Genomic DNA, 19,334 nt, shown 5'->3' with positions numbered 1-19,334 from the left:
AGCAGAACGTACGCAGCCTTCACTTTGCGTAAGTCTTTAGTATTAACGACCCTAAAGTGAAAACTAATATTCTGTCTGATTACCTTTCAAACTGTAAAAATGATTTTGAGGCAGGTAAAAAGCAATCAGTCTTACCCAGTAAAAAATAGTATTATCTAACATGACTATAAACCATCATTGGTTCAGTAACTTAGCCAATATCATTACTCGTTAAAAAACAGCCAAATCAAAAATAACCAAAAACATTTTAAGTTTTCCTAAGTTTTAACTTGACTCTGAACTTAGGTTTTCCTAAATTTAATTTAAGAAAACCTAACTAACTACCGAGGACAGGGAAATGATTCTAGCGAAAGTTCACACCACACCTAAGCAACGCGATGAGTTTCGTCTACTGGTTGCAATACGTTTTGCCTGCTTGATGGCGCTGGCTAAGGGCCACACCGATCCGATGGATTGCCCACGAGTGCAAGCCCGCTGCAATGAGCTGGTCAAGCATTTTGCTTATCACCACCCCAGCGCCGCATTTTACCGCCAGTTTATTCGCCACACGGGCGAACTCGGGCTCAATTTCTGCCTGCGCTTCACTGAGCCCCAACAAGGTTTGTACGGCAAGGTGATGGTGTGGCGTAACGAACAGGCGGCCACTAACGTGCATCCGCTGCAACTCACCCAAGCGGAGCAACCAACATGAAAGGCATCAACACCGCGTTTTTGCTTATGGCCCAGTTCAACAAAGTGATAGTGCCACTGGATCAAATCAGCAAAGAGTATTTTGGCCTCGAACCGCGCACCGCGGCCAACTATGCCAAAGCCGGCCGCTTGCCCTTAGCCGCCTTTCGCACCGGTAACAGCAACAAAGCGCCTTGGATGGTCAATGTCACAGACCTTGCCGAATACCTCGACAAGCAACGCGACGCCGCCAAGCAAGATCAAATCAACTTAGCGTAATCAGCGGCTCAGTGCGGAGGTATCTATGTTTTTTGTTTACGGCGTGTCCATGACCTTAGCGAAAAATCAAGCGGCCAAAAAGTGCAGCACCTCAGTAGGCGCGCACCCTAACCGCCGTCAACTGACCCCCGACGAGTACCAAGCTAAGTTGAATGATATGGCGCAGCACTTATTTGAAACCATGAAGCCACAACGCCTGTCGCATTCGTTATCGACGCCCGCGCTGTGCCAGCAATATATCGTGTTAGCCATGACCCAAGAAGCCCACCGTGATGTGCATATTCGCTATCACAAGCTGTCGGACAAGGTGAACCCCAAAACCAAGAAAACCATCATCAATCTGGTGGTGTTTAACGGCGAAGCCGCAGCTTAGCTCGGCTGATTCAAAAGGAAGGAATAGCGTATGAACCACTTACTCCCAGGCTTTGAATCACAAGAGCGCGTTGCGTTATTGCTATCGCTCACCCGCATTAGTTCGCCCGAGGTGATTGCCGCGTTAACGCTGCATTACACCAGCGCCCTGCCCGCCGAACGTGCGGCGGCTCGCCACGGTATTGAACTGTCTAACTTTATGCGCGGGCAAAAGAAGTTAGAGCAAATCGCCGCCACGGTCGAGGCCATTAAAGCCATCGACTGGGCCAAGCTGCAATCAAACCCTTTGCAACCGAAGCAGGTGGCCTAAATGACTCAATCAGCGGCGTTTCGCCATCTGCTAAATCATTACCGCAGCCATAAGTTAAGTCTGTTACTCAAGGCCAAAACGGGCGACAGCATCAAAATCGCGCTGGCGCTCGGCGCACTAGATTGTCTGTACTGGCAAGCATTGGGCAACGGCTTAACCAACTTAGCCAAGGGCATTAGCCGCACCATAGTGTATTCGTACCGATATCACCCAATGCGCCTGCCCTGCCATTCGCCTGTCAGCCAAACCAGCGACAACCCAAACAAGGAGGCGGCATGAATACGTTAGCAGCTGCTGAACACATGCTTTCAACTGGTACGTTTTATAGCGCCAGTGAGCTCGGCGCTGAACTTGGTATATCTGCTGTAGAGGCATCTGGAAAGCTATTCAATATTCGCACATCAAAAAAGTATCAATGCGATGTGACTCCGCTACCAAATCGCAAAATCAAGGTGGTAGAGATAAACGGCAGAACGATTTCCAGCAAGTCTCTTTGGAATTTAGCGCTTTTTAAAAAGCCCTTAAATAAGGAGGCGGCATGAATACGTTCAGCACTAAAGCGGGCGTGGTCACGCTATCTAAGCCCTACTTCACCTTGATGTGCGATCAGCAACAAATCGAAGTGAAGTACACCCCCAACAACTACCACGGCTGGGGCATTTGTAAGTCTTTTAACGCCATCGAGTGCAGCGACTTCGGCCAAGCCGACGCCGAAGTATTCGCACTCAACGCAGAATCAAAACTCAGGATAAATGGAGAAGCAGCATGAACCCAATACAAGCAGCAACAGTTGAACGTGAAGAAGGTTATTGGACCCATCCAGATTTGCCCGAGTGGGATGAAGGCGTGACCCGTGTGGAGTGTGAAGCATGGGCGGCACGCCAAGGCGGCGAGTTTGTGGCGATTTGGTTTGAACTCGATGCCCCTGAAAATCAGATCGAGCGCTACTTTGATGAGGGCGATAACGATATCAGCGATTGGCAACCCGTTTGCGACAAGGCCGGCTCATTCTTGCTGAGTATTCACGACACAGAAGATGGCCCCGTCGCGCTGTTCTTTGCACCTAAGGACAAGGAGGCGGCATGAAGTTACCACAAGCGCTATCTATGGCCGAGACTCATAAACTGACAGTGTTACTACCAATTAAAATGGGATTTTTCCTTATTGTTCGAAGCACCAAAGGGCCTTACTCAAAACCATCGATCAATGCTGAATTGATGAATAAATATCAGATTAACGGTTTTGATATGTTTGAGTGCAATGTAGTAGAGGTCAATTTAAAAGGTAGGAAAGTAATCAAGGAGGTCCAAGAGAAATGGCTTCAGTGGGCGGTCACCGAGTCGGATATCAATAACCCCCATTATCTAGTGATGTGAGAGAATCTCTGAACCCCAGAAATACAAAAGGCACCTAAACGGTGCCTTAATTTTAACTACTGCGATTACGCAGCTTTTGCTTTACGACGTCCATGTATCTCAGGACCTTTGAATCTGTTCGCATCATCTAAATGCTTAGGCGCAGCTTTCGATAAGCCTTTTAAAGCTAAACCTAAACGGCCATAGACTTTATCGACAGATAATGTTGCTTTCAAAGCAGAGGCTTCCATTGTTTTCATAGCCATACTCCTAACAACGACATTATTAATAATAAGTATTATTGAAAATGTAAAAATTATTGTGATTTATGACACAAAACTATCTTTCTATGTAGTTTTATTCATAGGGCACATTCCCTAGAGGGGTCACATTATACGCACATAGCACACAGTATCAATCACTTTAACTAAAATCAGCAATACTTAAACGTAAATCTTCTATTGAAATCGTCTGTATTTTCTCAGCGCCAACACTGTAAGGAACTGAAAAACCATAACTTCTATATAGTCCCTCTAAGTCAACATTTAAAGGGTCAACAAAATTTAGACTATTCCCGTCAAATGCTTCTAAAAATAGCAGAGAAGAAACTAGGGTCAAGTATATCATTCGCCCGCTTAAGGCATGTGTACAGTTTGCCCTTACAAATGACTCAATCATATGGATGGAAAGCGTACCACTTCCCATATCAAACAACCCCATAGCAATACCTTCTGGTATCTGCCCTCCGGTGATTTTAAAACAAAAAGTAACACAGTTTTCAGCGTTACCCATATCACCAATAGCCCAAGGCCATTCTAATTCACCATAGCCACCACATAAGATTCTATAGTCATCATCGGTTAACTCACCGACCATTAAACCAAGCTCTTGATCATCCAAGAAAAACTGAATAGAGGTGATAACAGCCATTTTTGCTTGATCAAAATTCATCTAAAATTAGTCACGCCTAGCACATTGATAATATTTCTATTTTTATACCATTCTTTAAACGCAAATGTACTAATTATTTAATGGTTTTATGCAAAATTTCACATCTAAAGCCAGAGTACAGTCAATTGTGATCTGCTAACCATTCAACACCATCAAGTGCCACAACTTCGACCATGACGATATTGAAGTATTCGCACTCAACGCAGAATCAAAACTCAGGATAAAAGCATAATTGACGATAATATTGTAGCTAGTAACATAAGCAAATCGTCCTATGCGACTGTTTTGCAAGTCTATTTTAGCTAACGTTTAAAATATCTTTCCAATGTAGATCTAGCCACTCAAATACAACGACCAACCGTAACGAATACAAAGCTGAGTTATCCCGTTTCTTCTCCAGAATGATTCCTGCAGGATATGCATAATCAAAATTATCGGTGATGGGATTATATTCAGCAACCTTTTGCAACAAACCTCCACTGATGCCATTGAGGTCTGGAATATTTGTATTCTCTCCCGTACATTGAAACTTTCCTGTTTTAGTTAAGCATGTAGCTATATGAAAAGATTCATCAAAACTCTTATATGGAAATGCTTGGTTGCCAAATTCAGTTACCGTATACCTAATGGCTTCGGTTCGGAACATTCCATGGCTCCTTACCGTTCTATTCGCTGCCTTGGTATTCTTAGAGTGAGGATATCCAATTGCTTGATAAAACTGGGAGCTAATAAGCATTCCCGCCAAGTGCTGTTCAACCGTTATGCATTTAGTAATATCGCATTTTTCAGCAAGTCCAACAGGAAGAGGAATTGCAGCTAAATCGAAAGGGTCATCGTTCCTGCTTGAAAAGAGCGAGCAATCAGATAAATATGCAGGAAATCCCCCAAGCTCATAGAGAGTATGTTCAAAATATATAAACGTCTTATGTTCTCTTAAACTCTCGATAACATGAGCCGCTGTTATGAAAAAAATATTCGAACGATGCAAAATTAGAACGGCGCTGCCAACAGACTGATACTTCTTTGTGATGGTATCAAATGAATAAAAAGGAACTACCGATTCACTGTACATAATTACTCAAGCCTTTGATTTAAAAATTAAACAATTTATCAACCTAATATTTAACTGAGATTAAAGTCATTTAGTTAGAGTAATAAGTGTAAACCGACAAGTTTCATTACTGTGATTACCAAAAATGTGAAAGTAGCGGATAGAAATAATGACTTAAAACTATTTATTTTAGGTCATCTTTAAGCTGCTCAATCTGCCGATCGATAGATGACACATGCGTATCGGCTTCTTGGGCAGTGGCAGTCATTTCCTGCGCCAAGCTTTGCTCCAACGTTGCACCAGCTAGGTTATTATTCGCATACTGCCGACTTTCACGCCGATTACGTAAACGCTGTTCTTCGTACCACAGGGTAAGGAGACTGCTTGAAGTATCTAAGTAAACAACTGACCGACTGTTTTCATTGGAATAAACATTCTTACACGACCGTTGATTTCACAAAGAACCTCGAAACCATACTTAGCGTAAAATGATTCAGCTTGGCCAGTTAAGCAATCGACAACAATGGCATAAGCTCGCATGTGAGCGTTAATTTCCCAAAGATATTCTAGCGCTTTGATTAAGCTAGCTTTACCTAACCCACTACCATGAAACTCTTTATGGACGGCAAGTTGAGCAAGCAGAAAGACCGGAACGGGATAGCGTGGTAACTTTTTACCCATGGCTTGCGGCAAGGCATCACGGCAAATTGAACTTGGTGCGATAGTATAAAATGAACAAATTGGGTATTTTTGATTGGGTAATGGCGTACAAGCAGGTAAAACCATTGTACGGCTAATACCTGCTTGCATGTGTTTCGCTGCTTGAGTTTGGATAAAATCGTTTAACTCTGCTTCGCCACAGTCAAATGATGCTCTATCGTGTTGTGATTTATCCAATTCTTTAAAAGTCTTGGAATAACTCACTTAAACTCACTACGTTTAGTAAATGCAGCCGCTTCACGCAATGCCTTGTTCGGGGCCTTAGCCTCATCACAAGCCATTATAAATTGGTCGAATACATCAGCTTTAACAGTAATGCTTTCATGCTCAGCAATCACCTGAGTTGAATCTTCGTCCATTAAGCGAACAACATATTCAGTTAAGCTTTTTAAACCAAGCAAAGCCGATGCTTTCTCAGCCTTAGCTTTGATCTCTTCATCCAAACGGATATCAAGTCTTGCAGTAGCCATAAAACCTCCTATCGTACGGAGTTAATCCGTAATGGGTTGGAGTATAAAGTTTAAACAACCACAGCGCAACTTGTACGGACGCAGTACGGATGCGATTTTTAGATTTGTGGGGCTAATGCTTCGAATATGCAGCGTGTTGTTTACGTTTAGACCACAATTTGTTTATTAAAACTCCCTTACCCATAAAGGTGAACACGCTTTGTACGAGTGGTCTACTTGCATTAATTCATCTTTTTCGTTGAAAAAGAAGCTAATGCCCTCGATTATTACAGACGATGCAAATTTTTTATCGTCCCATGATTGGTGATTATATTGTTCTTTTACTTTCTCAATACCTAATTTGGATTTTGCAATCATTAAAAGCTCGTCTTTAGTAAGTGAGCTGTTCACAAATTGGGATAAAACAAAATTATCACGCATTAATTTAGGGTGAGCTTCGATGGTGTAACTATTCTTAATGAACCAAAAAATGAGGTAAACATTCAATAGCAAACTGAGAGAGAACAACACTTTTAGTAACATATACATCCATCCCTGATTAGTAGTTCTAACGCCACAAGCAGCGGCCGAGTGAAACGAGGTCCAGCGACCGCAGGGAGCAATGCTGGCTGGCCTTGTCATGAGCTTTTGCTAGTGCCACAACAAATTATCCTTATAGTTCTCAGGAGGTTTTCCATCAGTAGTTAACCCTAAGTAGTAATAAAAACTCACCATTTTACCGCCAATGTCGGCGGAACCAACAAAATACCAATGATCTGTATAAGACACTAAACCGAAGTGTGAACGATGAGAAGCCTCTGAAACTTTAATTTCAGCCCCCTTTAAAAGGGACGCAACATCCATTCCGCGAGGACAGGATTTGAAACCATGGTTTTCATATAGCTCGTTAACGGGTAAGCCTTTCGTAAACATTGCATTATTATCAACAGTGCAAATGAAAGCGTTCTTTTCTAAATGCCTTATGCCTATGTCACTTTCAAATTGAGAACTATCCGAAACATTTTTTATGGTTGTGCAACCAACCAAGAGAATTATCAGGCTACAAATTAGTAAGTTATTCATATGGCTCATAACATTTTATTAGTGCTCACTAACGTTTACCTATTAGACCAGTAAAAGTGCACATAATTAATCACTTGTAAGAAAATTTATCAGTATATAAACAAATACACCATCACGAAAAACAACATCAAAACGAGCCAGCGCTATTTTAACTCTTCTTTTAGCTGCTCTATTTGCCGATCGATAGATGACACCTGCGTATCGGCCTCTTGGGCGGTGGCAGTCATTTCCTGCGCCAAGCTTTGCTCCCACGTTGCACCGGCTAAGTTGTTATTCGCATACTGCCGACTTTCGCGCAGATTACGTAAGCGCTGATCACGCGCAGCAATCACCCGCTTACGATCACCCTCAAGCCGAGTAATCTCTCGGGCAATGCGTTGTTTTTCGATATAGGTACTGATTTCCTTTTTCTTATCAGAAGTAGCGTTTGAACCCACGCTTGATTGAGAAATGCTGTCACTGCTTTTGATAAAGCTACCGACGCCACTTAAATCAACTGGCTGACTGTTTTCATCACAGGGATCGGCCTGATATTTTCCATCAGCACATTTATAGACTTCGGCAAAGGCCGAAAAAGTAGGACCGCTCGTTAACACCAGCGTGAGTATTATTAAAGATTTTCTATCCATAGATCACCTCAATGTTTATTGAGCAATCATATCACTAGCGGGGAACCACAAAACAACTTTTTAAAATCGGTGATCCTATAGTGAACCACAATTTTAACCACCTCATATAAATCAAATGGTTAAATTAAAATCTTACCTATCCAGCATGGGCGCAATGGAAAAGGTGCGGTCGAGCAGTAGGCCATCATTAAGATTATTTTTCAACACGTTACTATCGACTCAAGTAATTAAAATTTGCCAGTAAGTTATCGCTTAGAAGGGTAAAGAACCTTAATTTAAGCCGCAGATTACCAATAAACCTTAAGCTTAAAAATGGAAAAACAGTAAACGAGTTAACGTTTACTGTTTTATTGCCCCTCAGAGCTAGCGGATTATATCCTAAACTGACCACTTTGGGGAGTTTAAGCTGGAATTGAGGCCTGTCTCTGAGCCAAAACTATAGCTCGCTCCAACGCCTGAGTAAGTTATGGTAAATCCCCGTCAAATTAAACAACTCTTGTTCTGCCGTGGTTTGTGCTGTCAAAGATTGAATCGATTGATCAAGTTGAAATAGCAAACGACGCTGACCTTCATCACGCACCATACTTTGCAACCACATAAAGGCAGCGGTACGCTCTCCCGAGGTCACAGGAGTTACCTGATGCAAACTCGTCGAGGGATACAAGACTAATGAGCCGGCAGCAAGCTTAATACTTTGCTGACCATAGGTATCTTGGATTACTAATTCGCCGCCCTGATAGCTTTCTGGTTCACTGAGAAACAAGGTCGCAGAAAGATCGGTACGCACCATACCCTCGTTTGTCGAGCGAATTGCATTATCAATATGATAACCAAAAGTTTCTCCGCCTTGATAACGGTTAAATAAGGGAGGATAAAACTGTAATGGCAAGGCCGCCGATACAAATAATGGATGGGCCAGTAAGCGTTCCATAATCAGCTCACCGATGCGAATAGCCACGGGATCGTCTTTGTCTAACTGTTGATTCCGTTTACGGGTTGTCGCCATTGCGCCAGAGGTTTGATTACCGTCTATCCAGCGGCGGGCATCTAACTGTTCGCGTAAGTGACTCACTTCTTGTTTTGAGAAAACATTAGGAATTTCAATCAGCATCTCAGGGTTCCATAGGGCAAAAATACAGTATGACTTATAGCGTTTATAAAACATAAAAGGCAGCCCGAGGGCTGCCGTCACATTAACTAATGACTGACATTAAAAATGCATATCAGCACTGAGCATGACCAAACGTCCGGGCGCCATGTTAGCAAAATGCGCAGTGTAGGCTTTATCGTAATAACGCTCGTCAGTGAGGTTTTGCACATTCAAGCGCAGCGTCAGAAAGTCATTCATCTTGTAAGATGAAACCACATCAAAACGCCAGTATGAAGGAATCGATAAGGTATTGGCGGTATTACCGTAAACCTGCCCCATGTAATACGCACCAGTTCCGACATTTAACTGTTCCGTGATGTCGTAAGTGGTAAACAGGCTTATGCTGTTTTTGGCCGTATTAGGGAAACGATTGCCATCGAAAGCGGCATTAAATCCATTACTTTCTAGGCTAGCATCAAGATAGGTGTATCCACCAAATCCATGCCAATGCTCAGTAATATCACCTGAAAAACCAATTTCGAAGCCCTTCACTTTCTGCTCACCGACGTTTTCTTGCGGTGAATTGCGATCGGCAGAAGTCGCAACGCGAGCGTTGTTCTTCTCGATTTGGAATACTGAACCATTAAGCGATAAGCGGCCACTGAAGAAATCCCACTTAGTACCTAGCTCGTAACTTTCAGTATCTTCAGGCTTTAAATCTTCATTGTTACTTCCAAGACGATCTGAACCATCGCCATTAGATGTCCCTGGCGGATTCGAAGATGTGCCCCACGCCGCATAGATACTGCCGTTGACCGCAGGTTTATACAGCACTGATAATTGGTAGTTTAAAAAGTCATCGTCGTTTGATAGTGACGAAGTCGAGTTCTGTGCAGCAGTGCTGTAATCATCCCAGCGCACGCCGCCGTTAATCATCCAAGACTCATTCAACTCTATGGTATTAAAGGCATAAACTGAGCGAGTGTCCGTTTCAGTCACAGTGGCATCTGTCCCTAGCGTCACGCTGCCGACCCAAGGGTCGTGAGGATTAGGCTTCGATAGCAAAGTACAATTGTAATTAGCCAGTAGTGCATCATTACAACCCGCATTACGACCATTACCCGTATCGACCGTATAACTTAAGTTACTGGTGCGCTCGTTGCTAAATTCAGTGCCAATCGCAAAACGGTTGGTGAATCCAGCCAGTTTAGCCTCACCCGCCAGTTGTAATTGGGTCGCGAGCGTTTTAGTGACTGAATGGCGTGATTTAGTGTTACGCCATACATAACCATTGGCGACGTTGCCTGTCGTGTCATCGGGGTTAGTCACAATGTAATAATTGGTATTACGGCTATACACTGAGGTCGACGTAAATTGCATGTCATTGCTAAAGTCATGGCTTATCAGCACTGAAGCTGTGTCGTCATTATTATCGCGAAAATCCCGCGACAATAAGCCATAGAAGTTATTGGGATCTACATCGGCAGGCCTACCTGTCACTTGATCATAGGGGATCCCATAGTCAGGTATGTCATGGTTTTCAAAATGATAGTATTCCAACGTCACCTTAGTGGGTGTCGTCAAGCCAAATGTCACCGAGGGTGCAATGCCCCAGCGATTACCAGAGACTTCATCACGACCCGGTGTATTGGCATCGTGCGCCATTAGATTCACCCGCACGGCAGCTTCATCTGCAATTACATGGTTAACGTCAAGGCTGGCGCGTTTTAAAGCATCAGTACCAATCGCCACATCCGCATTAATAAAATCTTCAGCTTGGGCTTTTTTAGTCACGATATTGATACTACCGCCAACTGCACCACGGCCGTTATAAACAGAACTCGGCCCCTTTAGCACCTCAATTTGTTCGATGTTAAAAGTCTCACGGCTCTGGGAGCCCACATCCCGCATACCGTTAATAAACGTTGAAGATTGAGCGTCATAACCACGAATAAACGGCCTGTCACCATAGGGATTACCACCTTCACCCGTACCAAGCGTAATACCAGGTGTTGCACGCAGAGCATCAGTAAAACTTTGTGCCCCCATGTCTTTGATCAGATCTTGATTAATCACAGTGACAGTTTTAGCGCTATTGAGCAGATCATCAGTAAATTTACCGGATTGTACTTTGCGCGTGTTGTAGCCCAAATATTCGCCGTTAACCTCAATATGTTCGACTTTCTTACCAGCGACTTGTGCCTGCTCCGCTGCTATCGCAGGGGTAGCTGATATAGCCATACCTATAGTTAATGAACCTAAAACATGGGCGCCGAGTGCGACTCGGCCATTGCGGCGTTTTGCAAATTTCATTAAAAGCATTCCTGTTGCGGACTAAACCCTGTAACAGATGTCCCCCACCTGTTAATCGCCCGCTAATATAAGGAAATCACACAAACTGATCAATAACTATTATCATTTACATTATTAGTTAACATTGGTTGCATAATTTATCGTCCAGCAATGCAGGTTTTTTCATTGCCTCTGAAATTGAGAGTAGTGGAGAAAGTGAGAGTGTCTTGATGTTTAAAAAAACTGGCGACGAGCTAACCACATAAAAATATTACGTTATTACGCGAGCCGAGTCAGTTTGTGCAATGACGACTGTAATGAAATTATCTACGGGGGATATTTTAATGTTGCTGTTGAGAAATCTCGTTAGCTGCCAGACGATAGCGAATGGAGTGGTATCGTAGAATCGCACTAACCGAGATGCCACAGAGTCGGGCAATAACCGCTCTCCCCTCAGTTGTTGAATAGATAAAAGTCGAGTTACTCCATAAAAAGGCTAAAAAACTTTGCAGCATCGACACACATGGGCCACTATGAATGGGACTAATAGTGTCGATATTGCATCATGTTTTGTATTTATGTAGCGTAAAACAGCGCCATTTGACGTTCAACGTCTTCCTGAGTAACACTTGTAAACTATGATGCAAAGCGATCGCAACCATAAATGGCACAGTGATATTGGGCCTTAGCCGTATATATCTCGGATAAATGATAAGAATATCTTTAAATTAGCCTCACATTTATAGCTGTCTCATCTAAGCTGATAGAGTGTGATCAAGATTGCTGTCGATAAGCAACTTTTCTAATAGCCTTAAGCAATGCCATTACTTCATGGTTTAGGCTCAAAAGAGGACAAACTTAGGCATGAACGTTAATTTTATTAATCCTTTCCTCCAATCTCTGCTCAATGTCATTTCGACTATGGCGAGCATGGATTTGACGCCGGGCAAACCTCAAATCAAATCAGATAACTTAGCGAAGGGGGATGTGTCTGGCCTCATTGGGCTCGTTGGCCCCCAAACAAAAGGATCACTATCGATTACCTTCGAACAAAAGCTGGTTTTGCAGATAATGCAGAATATGCTGGGCGAAAACCCGGGTAAAATTAACGAGGAAGTGACTGACCTAGTGGGTGAAATCACCAACATGGTGACTGGTGGTGCAAAAAATCTATTGGGTCAGAAAGGCTATGAGTTTGAAATGGCCACCCCTATGGTCGTGTCAGGCAAAGGCCACACTATTTCTCATAAAGCCAATGGCACTAAGATTATCATGCCTTTTACCAGCCCACATGGGACAGCCTATATCGAAATATGCTTTGAAAACTAAAAGCTTAAAATGTACCAAGCCAACATGGCTCAAATTACATTAACGCTCCTGTCGCTCTGGATCTTATGTTTCATTTGCTTATTTAAAGCTAGATAACAAAGATCAGAACGGCTGGATTACCAGCACCTGAATATACTTTTACCATTCATTTCACTGTCTCATTAGTGTCTAATGACCACTTCAATTCGCGCGGCTCTATCCGTAAACATATCGAGTCATCCAGCCTGCACATCAAATCAGTACTTAACTGAAATGCGCTTATCTAAGCCCTACTCGCTCAGCACACATACACTGCAAAAATGACTAACCTATGACGGTTTTATTCACTGCAAAATCAGTAGATGCAAACATAGTGCTGATGATTAACCACGAGACTTCATCTTATACTTTCTACAAATAAAAAACGGTGTTTAACACACCGTTTTTATGATTCTGCATTTCAAGCTGAAGACACTCAAGCTAACGAGGTTCATTTCACCAGGCTAGTCTCATGAGACCAAGCACGCGAGATTAAGCTCATGAGAGTAAACTCACGCGATGAAGTTAACAAAGCTAAGCTAAACAAACCGCAACCCTTGGGGTGAGCTTAGTGACTAATTCATAAGCGATAGTACCAATATGCTCAGCGACTTCTTCTACGGGTAATGCTTTACCCCACAACAAAGCGCTATCGCCAACCTTATCCTGCGCATCTTGGCCTAAGTCGACAGTCAACATGTCCATAGAGACGCGACCAACTATGGGTACGCGACGACCATTGACCCACACAGGTGTACCTTCCGGTGCATTACGGGGATAACCATCACCATAACCAATTGCGACAACACCCAAACGGGTATCTTGCTTCGCGGTCCAGAAACAACCATAACCCACTGGCTGATTGGCTTTATGATCCCGCACCGCAATCAACTGTGATACCAGTTCCATCGCAGGTACTAGTCCGTGATTCGCACCGCAATCTCCCGTGACAGGTGACACACCATAGAGTGCGATTCCCGGACGGATCCAATCGCCTTGGCTTTGCGGCCAATACAAAGCACCGGCGGAGTTGGCTAAGGTTCTAAATCCGGGCAAGCCAGCCGTTAAGCTATTAAAAGCCGCCATCTGCACTGAGGTATAACTATTATCAGGCTCATCTGCACAGGCAAAATGCGTCATTAAATGAATCGGTTTTGCCACATTGGGACAGGCCATTAACCTTGCGTAAACCGTTGAAAATTGCTCGGGTGTAAAGCCTAAGCGGTGCATGCCTGAATCGACCTTCAGCCAAACAGTCACAGGCTTAGACAATACAGTTTGCTCCAACATCTCCAGCTGAGAACTATGGTGCACCACAGTGTCGATATCATGCCCGACGAGTAACGGGAGATCGGTGGCACGGAAAAAACCTTCCAGCAATAACAACCGCGCTGTCACGCCGCCCGCTCGTAATTCTAAGGCTTCATCCAATCGTGCTAAGCCAAAGCCATCGGCACTGACTAAACAATTAGCGACATTCAATAATCCATGACCATAGCCGTTCGCTTTAACGACGGCCATAACGCGACTCGCTGGTGCTTGTTGACGCAACGCAGCGAGATTGGTTTGCAGTGCACTACTGCTAATTTCTGCACGGGGAAAAGGGTTCAAAATTTACCTTGCTCACTCAGGAAATAAAAAGTCACGGATATAAAAAATACATCAGCACAGCACGTCTTCTGCATACGCAAATTTACTATTTTCAAACATGAATTTAGTCTTCTTCAAACTGAGGTCCGGCATAATTATCGAAGCGCGAAAACTGCCCTTGGAAGGTGAGTCGCACCCGACCAATCGGGCCGTTACGTTGCTTACCGATAATGATTTCGGCCGTACCTTTATCTTGAGAATCGTTGTTATACACTTCATCGCGATAAATAAACATGATGAGATCCGCATCCTGCTCGATAGCGCCCGATTCACGCAAATCCGAGTTTACAGGGCGTTTATCAGCTCTTTGCTCAAGCGAGCGGTTAAGCTGCGACAGAGCAATAATCGGGATTTCCAACTCTTTGGCTAACGCCTTTAGTGAGCGTGAAATCTCAGAAATCTCTAAGGTACGGTTATCTTTCAAGGCGGGTACCTGCATTAACTGCAGGTAATCTATCATGATCATCGATAAACCACCGTACTCACGGGCGATACGACGCGCGCGGCTACGAACCTCGGTCGGCGTTAACCCCGAACCGTCATCGATATACATTTTGCCTTGCTCGAGCATGATACCCATGGTCGATGAAACCCGCGCCCAATCCTCGTCATCGAGCTGACCGGTACGGATTTTGGTTTGATCGACGCGGCCCAAGGAGGCCAACATACGCATCATAATCTGTTCTGACGGCATCTCGAGACTAAAGATAAGCACCGGCTTGTCTTCATTCATCGCGGCTTGTTCGCACAAGTTCATCGCGAAGGTGGTTTTACCCATAGAAGGACGCGCAGCAACGATAATCAAGTCACCGGACTGGAAGCCAGCGGTCATCTTATCCAGATCGTTAAAGCCGCTCGAAACCCCAGTCACACCGTTATGGGGGTTATTATAAAGCTGCTCAATCTTATCGACGGTTTTTTCCAGAATGGTTTTAATGCCTTCAGGACCTTCGTTGGAATTGGTTCGCATCTCAGCGATCTTAAAGACTTTACTCTCTGCAAGGTCGAGTAATTCGCTCGAGTCGCGGCCTTCTGGGTTGTAACCTGCATCGGCAATTTCGTGCGCTACGCGGATCATGTCACGCACTACGGCGCGTTCACGGACGATTTCGGCGTAAGATAAAATGTTACCCGCACTTGGGGTATTTTTGGCAATTTCACCTAAATAGGCAAAACCACCGGCATCTTCTAATTGATTTTCAACTTCGAGCTGTTCAGAAACCGTGATCAAATCGATCGGTTGCCCCAAATCGACCAATCTGTGCATGGCAGAGAAGATCATCTTGTGTGAGCGGGAGTAAAAGTCATCTTTTACGACGGCCTCAGCTACCCTGTCCCACGCTTCGGCATCTAACATCAAGCCGCCTAATACCGATTGTTCAGCCTCAATGGAATGCGGTGGCAGCTTGAGTCCATCAAGCTGCAAATCTCTTGGCTTACTTTTAGGCTTAAAAGCACCTTGTTGTGACATTAACGCTCCCGATTTCCAACAACTTAACAAAATATGATATAAAACCCGCGTCAAGCAAACAGGATGTTTACACTCGCCTGTTATCTCATTCCAACGGACACTCTAATAATCAATAAGGAAAGAACATGCGTATTGCATTGGTTGCGGCCTTAGTAATGACATCCGGCATAGCAACTGCCGACGAAGGACAATGGCAACCTTATCAAATGCCTTCTATTGCAGACAAACTCAGTGAACGCAGAATCGATATTCCTGCAGAAAAACTGGCCGATCTTACAAGTTATCCAATGAATGCCGTTGTAGGGCTGGGCTATTGTACCGCCAGTTTTGTCTCCCCCCAAGGGCTAGTTGTGACAAACCACCATTGTGCCTTCAAGGCGATACAATATAACACTAAGAAAGAACATAACTATCTCGAACAAGGCTTTTTAGCGACATCAATGGACAAGGAACCCTCTGCCGGTCCTAACGAACGTTTATACATCACAGAGGCTGTAACCGATGTCACCGCCCAAATCAATCAAGGCCTAAGCCAAGATCCGCTGAGCCGTTACGAAGACATTCAAAATCACAGCAAAGAACTGATCAAGAGCTGTGAAGCTGATGCTAACTATCGCTGTAATGTCCGCAGTTTCCATAACGGCCTAGAATATTACTTAATCAAGCAATTAATGATCCGCGATGTACGCTTAGTGTATGCACCACCAGAAAGTGTCGGTGCCTTTGGCGGCGACATCGATAACTATGAATATCCACGTCATTCGGGTGATTTTGCCTTCTTACGGGCTTATGTAGGTAAAGATGGCCAACCCGCTGCCTATAGCGACGATAACATCCCTTACAAGCCAAAGAGTTACCTTAAAATCAACGCCGATGGCGTGAAAGCCGGTGACGGCGTGTTTGTCGCAGGTTATCCAGGCTCAACCAGTCGCTATAACCTCACTAGTGAGCTTAAGTTTGCCAGTGACTGGCTGTATCCCACCCAAGCTAAACGCTATCAATTACAGATTGATACTATCGAAGCTATGGGACAAAAAGATGCAGACATCGCCATTAAATACGCTGGTAATATGGCTTCAATGGCCAACCGAATGAAAAAACTCAACGGCCTGTTAGCGGGTTTTAAAGCTACGGATATCGTAGGTATTAAACAAAGCCGTGAGGATAACTTTTTAGCTTGGCTTAAACAAAATCCTAAGCTAAATCAACACCTCATCGCTGAGTTAGAAGTGCTACTTGCCGAGCAACAACAGGCGTTCCAAAGTAATTACTACTTTACTAATGCCCAATCGAGCACCCTGTTAACCGCAGCAAACAGCTTGTATCGTCTTGCGAAAGAAAAACAAAAGCCCGATGCAGAACGTGAACAAGGCTATCAAGATCGTGATTTAGCGATGCTGAGCTCGCGCCTTAAACGTATCGATTCAAGTTTCGATGTCAAAGTCGATAAGGCATTGTGGTTACAGGATTTAAATGCTTACCTAGGCCAATCGAATCGCGTGGCAGCGCTCGATAAAATGTTAAGTGTAAATAGTAAAGACGTAGATCTCGCGGCTAAACTCGATGGTTTGTATTCACTCACTACGCTCACAGACCAAGCCCAACGTCTGGCGTGGATGAATGCCGATGTTAACGCCTTCGAAACCAGTGCCGATCCCTTTATTCGTTTAGCCGTAGCACTTTACGACACTAATATGGCGCAGGAAAAAACGGAAAAAATCTTAGACGGTAAGTTATCAACTGCTCGCCCAGACTATATGGCCGCAGTGATCGAATACTATAAGGCCAACAACTGGCCGGTCTATCCTGACGCCAACGGTACGCTGCGTATCAGCTACGGTATGGTCGATGGTTATCAATCACGTGATGCACTCTACAAACAGCCGTTTACTCGTCTAGATGGCATAGTCGCGAAACACACAGGCGTAGAGCCCTACAATGCACCGAAAAAGCTCCTCGATGCGATTGCCGAGCAGCGTTTTGGCAATCATTTAGTGAAGTCAGTTTATCAAGATCCCCGCGGCTGGATTTGCAGACTCTTCTCTTGCTTAGACAAACCCGAAGAATTTAACTCTGTACCGGTTAACTTCTTATCGAGCGTTGACACCACAGGCGGTAACTCGGGTTCGCCCGTCTTTAACGGTAAAGGTGAGTTAGTGGGGCTTAACTTCGACTCCACCTACGAGGCCATCACTAAAGATTGGTTCTTCAACCCAACCATCACCCGCGCAGTACACGTGGATATCCGCTATATCCTGTGGATGATGGACGAAGTCGACCATGCCGATAATCTGATTAAAGAACTAGATTTAGTAAGAAATTAACACCCAGAGCTGAATCAGTTGCTCTAAACAAAAAGCCGCTCACTGTTTTGCAGTAAGCGGCTTTTATTTGGGCTCGTATTTTAGCAGTGAATGCACTTTGAGATAATGAGATTGAATGAATAGGCGCATATTACCTATCGCTTAAATCCATCGCAGAGCCGATATCCAAACCTAAATACACTCAAATCCTAAATTTCAGCCATAAAAAAACACCGCCGAGGCGGTGTCTTTTTATATTTAAAGCGAGTCGTAATTAAGCTTCTGCAACCACAGATACTTTAACAACAGCTTTAACTTCAGTGTGTAACTGAACTTCAACTTCGAAGTCGCCAGTAGTACGCAGAGCGCCTAATGGTAAACGAACTTCTGATTTAGCCAGCTCAACACCAGCAGCAGTCACTGCATCAGCGATGTCACGGTTGCCAACTGAACCAAACAGTTTGCCTTCATCACCAGCTTTAGAAGCGATTACAACCGCTTCCAGTGCAGTGATTTTCTCAGCACGTAGGTTAGCAGCAGCTAATTCAGCAGCTAATTTAGCTTCTAATTCAGCGCGACGAGCTTCAAATACTTTAACGTTGCTTTCGTTAGCAACAACAGCTTTACCTTGTGGCAAAAGGAAGTTACGTGCGTAACCAGCCTTAACTGATACTTGGTCACCCAAGTTGCCTAGGTTAGCGATTTTATCAAGCAGAATAACGTTCATTATCAAATCCTCTATATTCGATTAGGAATACTGCAATTACTGATGTAAATCAGTATATGGCAGTAGAGAAAGATAACGAGCACGCTTGATAGCGCGAGCTAGTTGGCGCTGATATTTAGCACTAGTACCAGTGATACGGCTTGGAACAATCTTGCCGCTTTCAGTGATGTAGTTCTTTAAAGTAACGATATCTTTGTAATCAATTTCTGCAACACCTTCAGCGGTGAAACGGCAGAACTTGCGACGACGGAAATAACGTGCCATGTTGACAGTCTCCTAAGTTTTCAATTCGACATTTTCGGCATGGATAACTAAGCGGTTTTGACCATTGCGCCCCTGTTGAAGCGTCATAAAGCCTTGCACTTGTACTTCCACACCTGCTTTCAGATCTTCTGCTACGCTTTCAAAGCGTGGGCCACTCAAAATCACTTGAATTTGTACGTAGACGTTGCGGAGCATATCTGCTTCATAACGCTGCGATTTGTGTTCCAACATTATCACACTGTGTGCAACACCTGCTGGGCTTTTAAAGCGTCTTGAACGAGTTATCGTTCCTGACAACACCAAGTTATTGGTGGTCACAGAT

General features: G+C 44.1%; 26 protein-coding genes. 11 read left to right on the top strand and 15 right to left on the bottom strand.

The window, feature by feature from the left end:
• Positions 1-337: 337 nt before the first annotated feature.
• From Q4Q54_RS10895 to Q4Q54_RS10855, 9 genes are read left to right on the top strand one after another with little or no spacing between them, the layout of a single operon-like run.
• Complete coding sequence (locus tag Q4Q54_RS10895) at positions 338-691, top strand: hypothetical protein (protein WP_011847793.1); 354 nt, start codon at positions 338-340, stop codon at positions 689-691.
• On the top strand, positions 688-948 hold the full coding sequence (locus tag Q4Q54_RS10890; RefSeq protein WP_012088261.1) for a pyocin activator PrtN family protein: 261 nt from the start codon (positions 688-690) through the stop codon (positions 946-948). Before Q4Q54_RS10895 ends, Q4Q54_RS10890 begins: the two co-directional genes overlap by 4 nt.
• A gap of 25 nt (positions 949-973) precedes the next feature.
• Positions 974-1,321, top strand: a complete 348-nt coding sequence (locus Q4Q54_RS10885; RefSeq protein ID WP_311988438.1) for a hypothetical protein — start codon at positions 974-976, stop codon at positions 1,319-1,321.
• Positions 1,322-1,351: 30 nt separating this feature from the next.
• Positions 1,352-1,630, top strand: coding sequence for a hypothetical protein (locus tag Q4Q54_RS10880; protein WP_263179680.1), 279 nt, complete (start codon positions 1,352-1,354; stop codon positions 1,628-1,630).
• Complete coding sequence (locus Q4Q54_RS10875; protein ID WP_311988437.1) at positions 1,631-1,909, top strand: hypothetical protein; 279 nt, start codon at positions 1,631-1,633, stop codon at positions 1,907-1,909.
• Positions 1,906-2,172, top strand: coding sequence for a hypothetical protein (locus Q4Q54_RS10870; protein ID WP_311988436.1), 267 nt, complete (start codon positions 1,906-1,908; stop codon positions 2,170-2,172). Before Q4Q54_RS10875 ends, Q4Q54_RS10870 begins: the two co-directional genes overlap by 4 nt.
• Positions 2,169-2,399 (top strand): hypothetical protein, encoded by a 231-nt coding sequence (locus Q4Q54_RS10865; protein ID WP_311988435.1) that lies wholly within the window; start codon positions 2,169-2,171, stop codon positions 2,397-2,399. The genes Q4Q54_RS10870 and Q4Q54_RS10865 overlap by 4 nt, the downstream gene beginning before the upstream one ends.
• The gene (locus Q4Q54_RS10860; protein ID WP_311988434.1) at positions 2,396-2,716 is read left to right on the top strand and encodes a hypothetical protein; all 321 of its coding nucleotides are present in this window, start codon (positions 2,396-2,398) and stop codon (positions 2,714-2,716) included. The genes Q4Q54_RS10865 and Q4Q54_RS10860 overlap by 4 nt, the downstream gene beginning before the upstream one ends.
• Positions 2,713-3,006, top strand: coding sequence for a hypothetical protein (locus tag Q4Q54_RS10855; RefSeq protein ID WP_263238560.1), 294 nt, complete (start codon positions 2,713-2,715; stop codon positions 3,004-3,006). The genes Q4Q54_RS10860 and Q4Q54_RS10855 overlap by 4 nt, the downstream gene beginning before the upstream one ends.
• A 65-nt stretch (positions 3,007-3,071) precedes the next feature.
• On the opposite strand, the gene Q4Q54_RS10850 is transcribed toward Q4Q54_RS10855, so the two are convergent.
• From Q4Q54_RS10850 to Q4Q54_RS10805, 10 genes are all read right to left on the bottom strand, one after another.
• Entirely contained in the window at positions 3,072-3,245 is a 174-nt protein-coding gene (locus tag Q4Q54_RS10850; RefSeq protein ID WP_263238562.1) for a hypothetical protein, read from the bottom strand.
• A gap of 163 nt (positions 3,246-3,408) precedes the next feature.
• Positions 3,409-3,936 carry a hypothetical protein gene (locus Q4Q54_RS10845; RefSeq protein WP_263238564.1) on the bottom strand — a complete coding sequence of 176 codons (528 nt, stop codon included), beginning with the start codon at positions 3,934-3,936 and terminating at the stop codon, positions 3,409-3,411.
• Positions 3,937-4,234: 298 nt separating this feature from the next.
• Positions 4,235-5,008 carry a hypothetical protein gene (locus Q4Q54_RS10840; RefSeq protein ID WP_311988433.1) on the bottom strand — a complete coding sequence of 258 codons (774 nt, stop codon included), beginning with the start codon at positions 5,006-5,008 and terminating at the stop codon, positions 4,235-4,237.
• Between the two features lie 372 nt (positions 5,009-5,380).
• Positions 5,381-5,911 carry a GNAT family N-acetyltransferase gene (locus Q4Q54_RS10835; protein ID WP_311988432.1) on the bottom strand — a complete coding sequence of 177 codons (531 nt, stop codon included), beginning with the start codon at positions 5,909-5,911 and terminating at the stop codon, positions 5,381-5,383.
• Positions 5,908-6,177, bottom strand: a complete 270-nt coding sequence (locus tag Q4Q54_RS10830; protein WP_311988431.1) for a DUF1778 domain-containing protein — start codon at positions 6,175-6,177, stop codon at positions 5,908-5,910. The genes Q4Q54_RS10835 and Q4Q54_RS10830 overlap by 4 nt, the downstream gene beginning before the upstream one ends.
• Before the next feature lie 165 nt (positions 6,178-6,342).
• Positions 6,343-6,699, bottom strand: coding sequence for a hypothetical protein (locus Q4Q54_RS10825; protein WP_106649442.1), 357 nt, complete (start codon positions 6,697-6,699; stop codon positions 6,343-6,345).
• Positions 6,700-6,807: 108 nt separating this feature from the next.
• Positions 6,808-7,239 (bottom strand): hypothetical protein, encoded by a 432-nt coding sequence (locus Q4Q54_RS10820; protein WP_311988430.1) that lies wholly within the window; start codon positions 7,237-7,239, stop codon positions 6,808-6,810.
• 143 nt (positions 7,240-7,382) lie between these two features.
• On the bottom strand, positions 7,383-7,868 hold the full coding sequence (locus Q4Q54_RS10815; RefSeq protein ID WP_311988429.1) for a hypothetical protein: 486 nt from the start codon (positions 7,866-7,868) through the stop codon (positions 7,383-7,385).
• Positions 7,869-8,304: 436 nt separating this feature from the next.
• Positions 8,305-8,979, bottom strand: a complete 675-nt coding sequence (locus Q4Q54_RS10810; RefSeq protein WP_220591984.1) for a Fe2+-dependent dioxygenase — start codon at positions 8,977-8,979, stop codon at positions 8,305-8,307.
• Between the two features lie 99 nt (positions 8,980-9,078).
• The gene (locus Q4Q54_RS10805) at positions 9,079-11,271 is read right to left on the bottom strand and encodes a TonB-dependent siderophore receptor (RefSeq protein ID WP_311988428.1); all 2,193 of its coding nucleotides are present in this window, start codon (positions 11,269-11,271) and stop codon (positions 9,079-9,081) included.
• An 843-nt stretch (positions 11,272-12,114) separates the two neighbouring features.
• Here Q4Q54_RS10805 and Q4Q54_RS10800 point away from each other — a divergent pair.
• On the top strand, positions 12,115-12,579 hold the full coding sequence (locus Q4Q54_RS10800; RefSeq protein WP_006083037.1) for a chemotaxis protein CheX: 465 nt from the start codon (positions 12,115-12,117) through the stop codon (positions 12,577-12,579).
• Between the two features lie 552 nt (positions 12,580-13,131).
• Here Q4Q54_RS10800 and alr read toward each other — a convergent pair.
• Positions 13,132-14,208 (bottom strand): alanine racemase, encoded by a 1,077-nt coding sequence (gene alr / locus Q4Q54_RS10795; protein ID WP_012088247.1) that lies wholly within the window; start codon positions 14,206-14,208, stop codon positions 13,132-13,134.
• Positions 14,209-14,311: 103 nt separating this feature from the next.
• On the bottom strand, positions 14,312-15,718 hold the full coding sequence (gene dnaB / locus Q4Q54_RS10790) for a replicative DNA helicase (protein ID WP_006083039.1): 1,407 nt from the start codon (positions 15,716-15,718) through the stop codon (positions 14,312-14,314).
• Between the two features lie 125 nt (positions 15,719-15,843).
• Here dnaB and Q4Q54_RS10785 point away from each other — a divergent pair, with 125 nt between their 5' ends.
• Positions 15,844-18,042, top strand: a complete 2,199-nt coding sequence (locus Q4Q54_RS10785; protein WP_311988427.1) for a S46 family peptidase — start codon at positions 15,844-15,846, stop codon at positions 18,040-18,042.
• A 253-nt stretch (positions 18,043-18,295) separates the two neighbouring features.
• Here Q4Q54_RS10785 and rplI read toward each other — a convergent pair whose 3' ends face one another.
• The 3 genes from rplI to priB are packed head-to-tail and all read right to left on the bottom strand — an operon-like array spanning position 18,296 to position 19,330.
• Positions 18,296-18,748, bottom strand: a complete 453-nt coding sequence (gene rplI, locus Q4Q54_RS10780; RefSeq protein ID WP_006086059.1) for a 50S ribosomal protein L9 — start codon at positions 18,746-18,748, stop codon at positions 18,296-18,298.
• Between the two features lie 36 nt (positions 18,749-18,784).
• Positions 18,785-19,012, bottom strand: coding sequence for a 30S ribosomal protein S18 (gene rpsR / locus Q4Q54_RS10775; RefSeq protein ID WP_006083042.1), 228 nt, complete (start codon positions 19,010-19,012; stop codon positions 18,785-18,787).
• 12 nt (positions 19,013-19,024) lie between these two features.
• A complete protein-coding gene (gene priB / locus Q4Q54_RS10770) occupies positions 19,025-19,330 on the bottom strand; it encodes a primosomal replication protein N (protein ID WP_311906066.1) in 306 nt (101 codons plus the stop codon).
• Positions 19,331-19,334 lie beyond the last annotated feature (4 nt).

The sequence above is a fragment of the Shewanella sp. SP2S2-4 genome (genome assembly GCF_031932025.1).
Lineage (GTDB): Bacteria > Pseudomonadota > Gammaproteobacteria > Enterobacterales > Shewanellaceae > Shewanella > Shewanella baltica.
Note: the sequence above shows the minus strand (reverse complement) of the source record. Positions and strands in the feature narration are given on the sequence as shown.